The sequence below is a fragment of the Cohnella candidum genome (assembly GCF_003713065.1).
Lineage (GTDB): Bacteria > Bacillota > Bacilli > Paenibacillales > Paenibacillaceae > Cohnella > Cohnella candidum.
In genome coordinates, this window is record NZ_CP033433.1 from 2,588,865 (window position 1) to 2,600,000 (window position 11,136).

The 11,136-nt window shown below is 57.7% G+C and carries 9 protein-coding genes and 2 rRNA genes (1 of these 11 cut by a window edge); 2 read left to right on the forward strand and 9 right to left on the reverse strand.

Annotated features, from left to right (window positions below):
* Window positions 1-33: 33 nt before the first annotated feature.
* The 6 genes from EAV92_RS12205 to EAV92_RS12230 form a co-directional block, all read right to left on the reverse strand.
* Entirely contained in the window at window positions 34-1,398 is a 1,365-nt protein-coding gene (locus tag EAV92_RS12205; protein ID WP_420888817.1) for a hemolysin family protein, read from the reverse strand.
* A 61-nt stretch (window positions 1,399-1,459) separates the two neighbouring features.
* On the reverse strand, window positions 1,460-2,614 hold the full coding sequence (yfkAB, locus tag EAV92_RS12210) for a radical SAM/CxCxxxxC motif protein YfkAB (RefSeq protein ID WP_123041347.1): 1,155 nt from the start codon (window positions 2,612-2,614) through the stop codon (window positions 1,460-1,462).
* A 159-nt stretch (window positions 2,615-2,773) separates the two neighbouring features.
* Window positions 2,774-3,892 carry an HD-GYP domain-containing protein gene (locus tag EAV92_RS12215; protein WP_123041348.1) on the reverse strand — a complete coding sequence of 373 codons (1,119 nt, stop codon included), beginning with the start codon at window positions 3,890-3,892 and terminating at the stop codon, window positions 2,774-2,776.
* Window positions 3,893-4,078: 186 nt separating this feature from the next.
* Entirely contained in the window at window positions 4,079-4,930 is an 852-nt protein-coding gene (locus EAV92_RS12220; RefSeq protein WP_206424306.1) for an undecaprenyl-diphosphate phosphatase, read from the reverse strand.
* A 19-nt stretch (window positions 4,931-4,949) separates the two neighbouring features.
* A complete protein-coding gene (locus EAV92_RS12225; RefSeq protein WP_164472746.1) occupies window positions 4,950-6,404 on the reverse strand; it encodes a bifunctional metallophosphatase/5'-nucleotidase in 1,455 nt (484 codons plus the stop codon).
* Between the two features lie 21 nt (window positions 6,405-6,425).
* On the reverse strand, window positions 6,426-6,911 hold the full coding sequence (locus EAV92_RS12230; protein ID WP_123041349.1) for a molybdopterin-binding protein: 486 nt from the start codon (window positions 6,909-6,911) through the stop codon (window positions 6,426-6,428).
* A 108-nt stretch (window positions 6,912-7,019) separates the two neighbouring features.
* Here EAV92_RS12230 and EAV92_RS25035 point away from each other — a divergent pair, with 108 nt between their 5' ends.
* Window positions 7,020-7,742: a molybdenum cofactor biosynthesis protein gene (locus EAV92_RS25035; protein ID WP_123041350.1), complete on the forward strand. Its 723-nt coding sequence runs from the start codon at window positions 7,020-7,022 to the stop codon at window positions 7,740-7,742.
* A 127-nt stretch (window positions 7,743-7,869) separates the two neighbouring features.
* A complete protein-coding gene (locus EAV92_RS12240; RefSeq protein WP_123041351.1) occupies window positions 7,870-8,913 on the forward strand; it encodes an HD-GYP domain-containing protein in 1,044 nt (347 codons plus the stop codon).
* Window positions 8,914-8,954: 41 nt separating this feature from the next.
* Here EAV92_RS12240 and EAV92_RS12245 read toward each other — a convergent pair whose 3' ends face one another.
* The 3 genes from EAV92_RS12245 to EAV92_RS12255 all read right to left on the reverse strand — a co-directional run.
* Complete coding sequence (locus tag EAV92_RS12245; protein ID WP_164472747.1) at window positions 8,955-9,935, reverse strand: C40 family peptidase; 981 nt, start codon at window positions 9,933-9,935, stop codon at window positions 8,955-8,957.
* Between the two features lie 108 nt (window positions 9,936-10,043).
* A 5S ribosomal RNA gene (gene rrf / locus EAV92_RS12250) occupies window positions 10,044-10,160 on the reverse strand.
* Between the two features lie 86 nt (window positions 10,161-10,246).
* Window positions 10,247-11,136 (reverse strand): 23S ribosomal RNA (locus EAV92_RS12255); it runs 2,151 nt beyond the window's last position.

The following is an 11,136-nucleotide window of genomic DNA, read 5'->3' on the forward strand; positions in this document are numbered from 1 at the left end:
GCTTTCTCCTCCCAGCCTCCCTTGAAATCCTTCTTACTCCGCGGACATCTGGCCTTCCGTCTGCAGACCCGGGACGTCCGGCTTGGCCGGTTTCGCCCGATAAATATGCACGCGTTGAACGCGCAGCCTCTCGGTCTGGGCGATCTCGAATACATAGCCGTACTGAATGACCTTCTTCCCTTTGGAAATGTTGCCTTCCAGCAGGTTGAACAGCCAGCCCCCGATCGTATCGACTTCTTCATCCTCGATGTCCAAGCCGAACAGGTCGTTGACGTCCTCAATCAGCATCCGTCCTTCGACGGACGTAATGTCGCCTTTCACGACGACACTCGGCAGCTCGTCATCGAATTCGTCCTGCATTTCGCCGACGAGCTCTTCGAGAATCGTCTCGGCCGTAATCATGCCCGCCGTTCCGCCGTACTCGTCGATGACGATGGCCAGCTGCGATTTGCGCCGCTGCATGAGCTTCAGCACCTTGCTGATCTCCATCGATTCCGGCACGCTGAGGATCGGCCTCAGGAATCGGTTCAGGTCCTGCTCCTCCACGTCGGGATCCGCCGTAAGCAGGTCCGCGATGTGCACGAAGCCGATGATTTGGTCCTTGTCTTCGACCGCCACCGGGTAGCGGGTATGCTTGGTCGCGTAGACGACCTTCATGTTGTCCGCGAAAGGCTGGTTCGTGAACAGGCAATCCATGTCCGTTCTCGGCAGCATGATCTCGCGCGCGACGCGGTCCGCGAATTCGAACACGTTGTCGAACAGCGTCATTTCATCCTTGTCGATGATGCCGCTCTTGGCGCTTTCGCTCATGAGGATGCGGATCTCTTCCTCGGTGTGGGCCGCTTCGTGCTCGCCCGCCGGCTGGACGCCGACCAGCTTCAGCAAGCGGTTCGCGGCTCCGTTAAGCACCCAGATGAACGGCAGGAAGATGCGGTAAAAGGTCAGCAGCGGCCAGGACAGCCACAGGGAAACGCCGACGGACTTCTGGATCGCCAGAGACTTGGGCGCCAGTTCCCCTAGTACGATATGCAGGAAAGTGATCAAAGCGAACGCGGTCACGTAAGAAATGCTGTGGATGACGGTCTCGTCGGTGATCCCGAAGTCGTGGAGCAGCGGAATGACGATAAGATCCGCGATGGCGGGTTCGCCCACCCAACCGAGACCAAGCGAAGCAAGCGTGATGCCGAGCTGGGTCGCCGAAAGATAAACGTCCAGCCGCGAGTTGACCTTCAGCGCGTAATTCGCCAATTTGTTGCCTTCATTCTGAAGCTGGGTCAGCCGCGACTGGCGGACCCGGACGAGGGCGAACTCGGACGCCACGAAAAAACCGTTCAGGAAAACAAGAAACAGGACGAGAAGCAGATTCCAAACGATGCTGCCCCAATGAAATTGTTCCAAGATGATTTCCGCTCCTTCTGAACGTCTCCCGGATTAACCGGGGCGACGAAGCCGTAACCGGTCAGGGCAGCGCCCGCCGGCTCCTGAAATCCTCATGCTTGTAATACATGTCCGATACGAGCAGGTTCGGCCCGCAGCAGGACGCTTCCGGACAATGGCAGCTGACGCCTCGCTGAAGGGGGTGGTCTTGCCACTTGCCGAAAATGTCCTCCAGCTTATCGTCCAGGATGTTGCCGAACGGCGGGATCGCCGCGAAGTCGGTGACGTACACGTCTCCGCTGAAGATATTGACGTTGACGCGGTTCCGTCCGTCCGGGTCGTTGCGAACGGTGACGCCGGGTTCGGTCCGCAGGCGCTTCACCAGGCTGCGCTCTTCCGGCGACTCGCTGCAGGCGAAGAAAGGAAGCGTGCCGAAGAGCATCCAGACTTCTTGGTTTCTCGCGTCCAGCAGCGTCTCCACCGCCGCTCGCATTTGCTCCCGGGAAAGCACGGGCAACCCTGCCGCGAACGAGCTCGGATACATCGGGTGCACTTCATGCCTTTTACAGCCCATATCCACGATCAAGCGGTGGATTTCGGGCATTTTCCCGTGCGTCCGGAAGTTGATCATGGACTCGGCGGAGACGAACAATCCTCCCTCCGAAAGCTTGCGCGCATTGTCCATCATCCGTTCGTACATCTTGGCCGCCGCCGGTAAGGACACGTCCCGGCCGGACTTCGCGAAACCGATGCGGTGAAAATCCTCGGCTTCCGTATAATTGAAAGAAATATGCATGACGTCCAAGTAAGGAGCGATTTCGTCATACCGGCCGTAGTCCAGCGTCACGTTCGAATTCAGCTGGGAACGGACGCCCCTCGCGCGGGCGTACTTCAGCACCGGCAAGATCAACTCCCGTACCGTCTCCAGCCGGAATGTCGGTTCGCCTCCGGTCAGGCTGATCGTTTCCAGGTGCTCGATCTCATCCAACCTGCGCAGCACGGCGTCCAGCGGCAGATGCGGCGCTTCCTTCATCGTCAGGCTGTCGCCGACGGCGCAATGCTCGCACCTCATGTTGCAGAGCTGGGTGACCGTGAGTTCTACGCTGGTGAGCCGATGCCGCCCGAAGCGCTTCAAGGACCGGATTGGATCCCAAGGATCGAAAGCCGGGGAAATCGGCATCCAGTCGGACGGTGCCTCGTAAGGCAGCCTTCCGGCGGATAGGGGTAAAGCTTGCATTCACATGCTCCTGTCTTGGGCTTAATTTACTGTTAATTGTAATGGTGTCACGGGAACAAAGCAAACCGCAGGCGGTGGAATCGGCCGGAACCGGCGCATGCAAAAGGTCCGTCCGCGCGCGGCGATAAGCCTTCGCGTCGGACGGACCCAGGCCGCCGTTTATGCCGGAAGCGGATCATCCATGCTCCGTTTCTCGAATTCGATTCGCGAGATCATCACGTTCAGCTGCTTGGATAAATCCATGTCGTACGGTTCTTTCAGGTCGACGCCGTCTTCGTCGGTCATGACGCGGACGATCGGGCGATGCATGCTGACGGCGTTGACGTCCACCACCACCGCATAGTGGCCGGTGTTGAGTCTAACCGTGATACCGATCGGGTAAATCGCCACCTTATCCCGAAACAGCTTCAACATCGAAGTGTCGTACAACGTGCCGCTTCCCGAGTAGAGCGCTTCGACGGCCTGGTGGGGAAGCATCGCGTCCCGATAAACCCTGTGGCTGGTCATCGCATCATAGGAATCCACGATGCCGATCAGCTTCGCGAAGTCGTGGATCTCGTCTCCCTTAAGGCCGCGGGGATAACCGGTTCCGTTCAGCCTCTCATGATGCTGCAAGGCGCAGTGCGCGGCAAGCAGCGGAATGCCCGGCTCGTCTTTAAGCAAATAGTATCCGCGTTCGGTATGGCGTTTCATTTCGTCGAACTCGTAGGAAGTCAGCATGCCGGGTTTGAGGAGCACCTGCATCGAAATCTGCGTTTTCCCGACGTCGTGCAGCAAAGAGCCCAAGCCGAGCGCGAGAAGCTGATCCTGGTCGTAGCCGCGCGCCAAGCCCAGCATGGTCGAATATACGCATACGTTCAGCGAATGGGCGTACAGGTAATGGTCGACGGTTTGCATATTCATGAGCATGATCATCGCATCTTCGTTGCGGCTTAAATCCTCCATGATCATATGGATGACTTGCCGGATGTTGCGGCCGATATAGGGGTACGTGACCGATTTGCGCCGTCCGGGCTGTTCGGTGAATTCCCGGAATGCGTTGCGGACCTCGCCGATCGCTCTCCGCTGCGTATCTTCGGACAGCAGCTCCGGGATGAGGATGTCGTCGGTCCGGGGGTCCTGCACGTAAACGAAACTGATTCCGCATTCTCCGAGCCTGCGGATGAGCGTCGCCGTCAATTCGACTCCTTCCGCAAGAAGCACGATGCCGTCGTCGGAATATATTTTTTTGGCGAGCTTCATTCCCGGCCGGCTGAGCGATATCGGCATCATGCGCATGTCGTCGGTTCCCCCTGTTAGGATGCGTTGCTCTCTTTAACGATTCTTTAAGTACGGATAAGTCCTGTATTGTTTAATGTAAGAGATTTCCGGAACTTCGGCAACCGTTTTTCGCAAAAAGACGACAGATTTCGTCATAAAACGGTAAAAGGCCTTCCGGATGGAAGGCCTTTTTGCGACAGGAGCTTATCGAACGACCAACAGGAAGAAAAGGGCGGCAAGCGCGAAACGGTACCATGCAAAATACTTGAGCTTGATTTTCTGCAGCACTTTGAGGAAAGCCACGACGACGATCCAAGCCACCAGGAACGAAACCACGAATCCCGTGAGCAGGAAACCGATATCCAAAGTACCGTTGCGGAATTGGTCCAAGCTGTCCAGCAACTCGTAACCCGTCGCCGCCGTCATGATCGGGATGGCGATGAAGAAGGAGAAGTCCGCGGCTGCCCGGTAGCTAAGCCCGGTAAGCATCCCCCCGGCGATCGTCGAACCGGATCGGGAAAAACCCGGCCACACGGAGATGCACTGAATACAGCCGATGATGAAAGCCTGCTTGTACGTGATATCGTCCATCGTTTCGGCGGTTCGTTTGATTTTGCCGCCATCATAGAGGGATTCGGCAATCCACATGTAGATGCCGCCGACGACCAAAGCCCATAAGACCGGCTGCATCGAAAACCCGAGGTCCTTGATCGGATGGCGGAACAAAAACGCGACGGCGAGCGGCGGCACGATGCCGAGCAGCACGTGGATCATGTTCAACTTGCGCTTGGGCAGGGAATCGACGGACAGGGACTTGGTGGACTCCGCTTTCCCAAGCCCGAACACTTGCAAAATTTTATGCCGATACACGATGGCGATGGCCAGAATGGCGGCGAACTGGATGACGATTTCGAAGCTTTTGAGCTCCTCGGGGGTATCTTGACCGTATCCGAGCAACTGGTTGGTCAAGATCATGTGGCCTGTCGAGGAAACGGGCAGAAACTCGGTCAAACCTTCCACGATGCCTAGGATAATCGAATCGAACCAATGCAGCATTTAATCTCCCACTCCTGTATCAAAGTCTTTGCGACGGATTTCGGCCCGTCAGCCGTATACGGGGCCCTGCGGCGGACCTTACCAACTGCCGGTCTCCCAACTCGTCGATCAAGCATTCCCGAATAAACTCGGGCAACAGGTACTCGACGTCCCTTCCTTCTTTCAGCCCAAGATGTCCGACGCCGAACGTGAACATGTCGAGGGTGCCGATCGTGTAATCCCGATCGGGCTCGAGCGGTTTCCCGTCGACCCGGACGTTCGAGATCCGTTCGTACGGCCGGCGCGACAGGTCGGCGTCGGCTTCGAGTCCGTCGTAGCAGAGCGTCCCAAGCACGTGGCCGCGAAAGCCGAAGCCGCGGATCTCGAGCTCGTGGAATTCGGGGAGCAGGCTTTCCTCCATGACCTGAAGTAGTTCCTTCCCCTTCAGCTTCAGACGGCAGCAATTAATCGGGGAAGGACATAACGCATGGACGGTCTCTTCCGTGACTTCACCGGCCGGGAGTCCGTCCAGGAATTGCCCCGCGTTCACCAGGCCGATCTCGGCCCCCGTTTTCCTGCGGACGACGGAAGCGAGGAAATCGGACAGCGGCGACTCCCGGAACGGAGCCCAGTCGAGCGGTTCTTCGAGCACCGCCACAACGCGGCTCATCCGGCGTTTGGCTTCCCGCCTCCCTGCGTCGATGATCGCCTCAGCCTCTTCATCCGCAGGCCAGCCCTCCGTGGAGAGACAGCCTCCTTCCACCTTCCACTTGCGGGATTCGGGGGCAAGGGTCATCCTGAGATGGCCGATGTGGCTGCCGAATTTCCCGGCTGCCGACATGGCGGTGTCCCCGACGTACAGCGGTTTCTCAAGCAGGTGATGGGTGTGCGCCCCGAGAATGAGGTCGATTCCCGGCACGAGGGCGGCCAGCCTCTCATCTTGTCGCAAACCGAGGTGGGACATCACGATAAGGAGGTCCGCTTGGTTCCTTATCCGTTCCACCTCGCGCGCCGCCGCTTCGACCGGATCGGAAGCTTGCCATCCGAGCAGCTCATAGTAAACGTTGAACGGAGCGGTGAGGCCGATCAATCCGATGTTGATCCCCGATTTGCGGACGACGAGGGAAGGCTTCAGCCAGCCGATTTCATCTTCCGGCCGTAAGGGACGGAAGTTGGCGCAAACGACCGGGATGGACAGGCCGTCATAGAAGGAATTCATCTGCTCAAACGTATAAGTCAATCCTTCGTTGTTGCCGGGCAGCAGGGCGTCGTAACCGATAGCCTGCAGCAGGCTTCGGTTCACGGCGCCGGACGTCCCTTCCGTCTCCGGCCTCGAGCGATCGAGAAAATCCCCGCAATCCACCAGCAACAGTTCGTCTGCAGGTACCTTTGCGCGGATGGACTTAACGTATCCTGCGATTTGAGCGGCTTGTTCCAAATGACTATGGATATCGTTCGTATGCAGCAGCGTGACCCGGGCTTTCGGTTCCGTCATTCGATCCTCCCGCCGCGCCGCTTATCGGCCGCTGCCGGCTTTGAAGCCCGACGACAAGCTTTCCGGAGATATTTCGTTCCGAAATCCGTAAACTGCGTCTTGCCCCAGCCCCGGGTCTGCGGCGAATCGGACGAACGTGACGCTTTTGACGTTCAAACAAGCGCTGGTGCCGTCCGGCACGTAAAGACGGAGCGGACCGCCTTTCGGCAAGGGAGATCCGTTCAATGCGCAAAGAAAAAAAGCCTCTTTCAACTGCGACCAAGGGATGACGGCCTGGAATTCGTCCGCCGCCCTTACGATCAAGTGCGTCGGCGCGGGGAACGCGGTGTCGGCGGATTCCGCACGGTCTGCGGTCAACGCGGCAAACCAGGCGGACAAGTCGAAACCTTCGCCGGCTGCTTCCGGCACTCTGGAGGATGCGGCAAACGTGCTTCCCGCCATTTCCGCCATTTCTTCAGGGGTTGTCTCGATTTGCGCTCCGTCGGTCATATGTACGGTTACGTCCATTTCGGTCCTCTCCTCCCGCGCGGCGATTTGCTACTAGCATAACACTTTCCCGGACGTTATGGTATGCTTGCACGGAGGAATCATGATCGGAAGGAAGTGGCATCCCTTATGAATAATGCTTGGAAAATTTCTTTATTCGCGGGTCTGGCCGAGGCGTTCGGTACCCGGATTCTGCTCGCGGAATGGCCGGAGACCGAGCTCACCGCCGGGCGGCTGAAAAGCCTGCTGGCGGAACGTTATCCCGAGCAGGCGGACCGGATTGCCGCCGCCTTCGTCGCACGAAATCAGGAATACGCCCATGACGAGGAAACCGTTAGGCGGGAGGACGAACTTGCGCTCCTTCCTCCCGTTTCCGGCGGCTCCGGTGAATTTGAGGCGGAAGTCCCGGAAGACGCTCCGCGATTTGCAGTCATTGACCGCCCGATCGAAGTGGAGAGCGTCATCGCGCAGGCGTCTCATCCGGACCACGGGGCGTTGATCGCGTTCGTCGGAACGACGCGGGAGTGGACGCGGGGCAAGCGGACCGTGACGTTGGAATACGAGGCCTACGTACCGATGGCGATTGCGGCGCTGCGCAAGATCGGAGAGGAAATCGGCGAGCGCTGGCCCGGCACATTGACCGCCATCACCCACCGCATCGGCACGGTCGACGTCGGCGAAAGCAGCGTCGTGATCGCCGTTTCGTCCGCCCACCGGGCGGAAGCCTACGAGGCGAGCCGTTACGCGATCGAACGCCTGAAACAGACCGTGCCGATTTGGAAAAAAGAAGTCTACGAAGACGGCACCGAGTGGATTGGCCATCAGCTCGGACCGTGGAATCCTCTCGAATAGACAATTTTCGGAACTTGTTTACAATTATGGTTGCGTGCGCTGGGATTCCTTGGTAGCATGGTACTAGGTCATTTTTCCTTAGTAACTAAGTATCATGACAACTACCGACGGATCGCCGAGGTGCGATATGAGAGTCCATTTCCGGGACGTCCAGCCGGGTGACCGACTGACGCAAGATACCTTTACCGATTACGGATTGCTTGTGCTTTCCAAGGGCGCGGTTTTGGACGACCATGCCTTATCCCGCCTGCACCAACATCAAATCGACTACGTGGAAATTGAAAGAAGGGCCTTCGGTGGAAGCGCTGTCGAAGAGAACGCTCTCCCCATTCAGGCCAATTTCCGCCCCCTGTACCAGGACGCCGTCACCGGCATCGAGAGCATTTTCGGCAAGGCCCTGGAGGAAGGCAAAGTTCACGAGGAGGATCTGAAGGAAAGCTTTCAGCCTCTGGTGGAGAATTTCAAAACGGAACGCGACGTCGTATCGCTGCTCCTCATGCTGAACAGCCAGGATGATTACACTTATCAGCACTCGGTGCAGGTCGGCATGTTGAGTTACTATATCGCCCGTTGGATGGGGTGGGACGAGCAAGAATCCGTCCGAGTCGGCAAGGCCGGCTTTCTCCACGACATCGGCAAATGCCGGATCCCCGACGCGATCCTGAATAAGCCCGGCAAGCTGAACGACGAGGAATACAAGGAAATTCAAAACCATTCCCGATACGGGTATGAAATATTGGAAAGCTCCTTCGATGACCACGTGTTGTCGCTGGCGGCCTTGCAGCATCACGAGAGAATGAACGGCACGGGGTATCCGAACCGCATTCCCGGCGAGCAGATCCATCCGGTCTCGAGGATCGTAGCCGTCGCGGACACCTACAGCGCCATGATTTCATCCCGCGTTTATCAGAAGAAGAGAGACCTGCTGGTCGTGCTCAAGGAACTGCATAGAGTCAGCTTCTCCGAGCTGGATCCGGAAATCACCTATACGTTCATCCGCCACATGATCCCGAATTTCATCGGCAAAAAAGTGGAACTGACGGGCGGCCTGACCGGCACGATCATCATGAACCATCCGACGGATTTCTTCCATCCTCTCATTCAATCCGACAGCGGCTTCATCGACCTCTCCACCGATGTCCGTTACGAGATCACGCAAGTCTATGTATAAACGATCGAGGTCCTCCCCTGCGGGAGGACCTTTTTTCTTCGTTAAGGCAGTACCCGTTTGGCATACAGGAACGTGCGGAGATAATACGGTTTGTTGATATCCGAAATCTGGACGCCGATGCCGTTCGCAGGACTGGCATGGATCATTTGACCGTCGCCCATGAAGATGCCGACATGCCCGACCGTATCCTGGCTTTTGAATCGTCCCGGCACGTTGAAAAACAGTAGATCCCCCGGCAGGAGCTCATCCCTGGAAACCGGAACGCCTTGCTGGGATTGCTGACGGGAGTCCCTCGGCAGGCTGACGCCGAAATGGTCGAACACATGCTGTACGAAGGACGAGCAATCCGCCATTCCGTCCGCCAGATGGGCGGGGGCGCCGAACTCGTAGGGCGTTCCCAAGTACTGCTTGGCGTAGTCGATTAACGCGGCGGATGGGTCGGTGTCCAGCGTTTGCTTGATTCTCAGCTTGTCGGTAAAAGGAAGCGATGTTCCGTCTGCCCCCGTCTCCCTGTCCGTCCGCCTCGGCAAAAACGTGATTTCCTGGCTGCCTGCCGACAGCGCGGATTCATGGCCGAACATTTGCTTCAAGACAGAGGCCGGCACCAGCAGGCGGCCTTTCTCCCGGACGGAAGGAGCCGACATGGGGTACGTTTTGCCGGCCTTGGTGAACCGGCTTTCTCCGTCGCGGAATTTCCAGATCACGTCGTTGTCGCCGATCCCGTAAGTTTTTCCGTCATTCATCCAGGCTCCATGGTAGCCGGCGGCTAAGGCCGCTTCCGATAACGCGACGTAGTCGGTGTGGTATACCGAACGGATACGCACCGTCCGGATGTTCGCCGCACGAGTGGCATCGGAAGCCGCCTTCGATTTGATGATGACCGGATTCGTTCCTCCATGCTGCCGCAAGTTTTGGGTATCTCCCGGGTTCGTGACGCAGCCGGACAGCAAGCCGGCGGCCAATGCCAGCGTCCATCCTTTCCGTAAAGCGATGGACGCGACTCCATTCCGAACGCGTTTCAAGTTGCGATCTCCTCCACTCTGGTCGATCTTCCTCCGTAGTGTCCCCAAAACGCAAAAAGAACCCCGCACGGCCATACGGCTGAACGGGGTTCTTTTCTTTTGTCTCCGGCCTGGCGACGTCCTACTCTCCCAGGACCCTTCGGTCCAAGTACCATTGGCGCTGGAGGGCTTAACGGTCGTGTTCGGGATGGGTACGCGTGGAACCCCTCCGCCATTGCCACCAGATCGGATTTGTTCAAGGTTTACACCCTGAAAACCAGATAGCGAAACGAGAAAGCAGTGCTGAAGAAACAATCACCTGTGTTACTGCGTAGGATAAGCCCTCGACCGATTAGTACCCGTCAGCTGCACGCGTTGCCGCGCTTCCACCCCGGGCCTATCAACCTGGTGTTCTTCCAGGGGTCTTACGAATTGGGAAATCTCATCTTGAGGCGGGCTTCGCGCTTAGATGCTTTCAGCGCTTATCCCTCCCGCACTTGGCTACCCAGCGGTGCTCCTGGCGGAACAACTGGTACACCAGCGGTGCGTCCATCCCGGTCCTCTCGTACTAAGGACAGCCCCTCTCAAATTTCCTACGCCCGCGACAGATAGGGACCGAACTGTCTCACGACGTTCTGAACCCAGCTCGCGTACCGCTTTAATGGGCGAACAGCCCAACCCTTGGGACCTACTTCAGCCCCAGGATGCGATGAGCCGACATCGAGGTGCCAAACCTCCCCGTCGATGTGGACTCTTGGGGGAGATAAGCCTGTTATCCCCAGGGTAGCTTTTATCCGTTGAGCGATGGCCCTTCCATTCGGTACCACCGGATCACTAAGCCCGACTTTCGTCCCTGCTCGACTTGTTGGTCTCGCAGTCAAGCTCCCTTATGCCTTTGCACTCTTCGCGCGATTTCCAACCGCGCTGAGGGAACCTTGGGGCGCCTCCGTTACTTTTTAGGAGGCGACCGCCCCAGTCAAACTGCCCGCCTGACACGGTCCCTTCACCGGATTCACGGTGACAGGTTAGAACTCCGATACGATCAGGGTGGTATCCCAACGTCGCCTCCACCGAAGCTGGCGCTCCGGCTTCTAAGGCTCCCACCTATCCTGTACAGACCGTACCAAAGTCCAATATCAAGCTGCAGTAAAGCTCCATGGGGTCTTTCCGTCACGTCGCGGGTAACCTGCATCTTCACAGGTACTAAAATTTCACCGGATCT